At 63.8% G+C, this 793-nt stretch carries 1 protein-coding gene and 1 pseudogene; both read left to right on the top strand.

All coding sequences use genetic code 11. The annotated features are described in order from the left end of the window. The first annotated feature begins 176 nt into the window (after positions 1-176). On the top strand, positions 177-518 hold the full coding sequence (hypA, locus tag B3V69_RS08560; RefSeq protein WP_296445611.1) for a hydrogenase maturation nickel metallochaperone HypA: 342 nt from the start codon (positions 177-179) through the stop codon (positions 516-518). A 12-nt stretch (positions 519-530) separates the two neighbouring features. Further along, positions 531-793 (top strand): annotated as a pseudogene (locus B3V69_RS08565) (hydrogenase accessory protein HypB); the annotation flags it as partial.

Here is a 793-nt window from a genome sequence, read left to right on the forward strand (position 1 = left end):
CCAGGAAGCTGAGGGCCAGCAACACGTTCACGCCATCCATCACCAGCATGCCGACCGTGAACGCCAAGCCAAGGGCCAGGGCGCCGACCGCGGCAATCGCCAACGGATGCGAGGCTGACCGATGGCGCCGTGGCCCAGAGAGAACAGCGATCCGCACCAGCGTAGACTGGCGTCCTATGCATGAAATGTCGCTCGCCGAAGAGGTATTGCAGCTGATCGAGGAGTCGGCGCGGCAACAGGCATTTTCGAAAGTCACCACGGTCTGGCTGGAAATCGGCCAGCTCTCGGGCGTTGAGGTCGAGGCCATGAAGTTCTGCTTCGATGCGGTGACGCGCGACAGCATCGCGCAAGGCGCCCGCCTGGAGATCATTGCGCTGCCCGGCACGGCTTGGTGCAGGGCGTGCACGATGACGGTGCCGATGGCCGAGGTCTTTGGCGAGTGCCCGCAGTGTGGCGGCTATCCACTGCAGGTGACGGGCGGTACTGAAATGCGGGTCAAGGAACTCGAAGTAGCCTAGAAGGGAAAAACAATGTGCACGACATGCGGCTGCGGCCCTGGCGAAGTGACGGTGGCGGGCGAACACGCCCCGCATGACCCGCCCCATGATCATGGGCATGCCGAGGCTGCGGGGCACGGGCATGCGCCGGGCATCAGCAGCCAGCGCAGGGTGCAGATCGAGCAGGATATTCTGGCCAAGAACAACGCTTACGCCAAAGCGAACCGCCAAGCGCTGGCCGAGCGTGGCATCTTTGCCTTGAATCTGGTGTCCAGTCCCGGCTCCGGCAAGACCAC

The sequence above is a fragment of the Rhodoferax sp. UBA5149 genome (genome assembly GCF_002413825.1).
In the GTDB taxonomy this organism is placed as follows: Bacteria; Pseudomonadota; Gammaproteobacteria; order Burkholderiales; family Burkholderiaceae_C; genus Rhodoferax.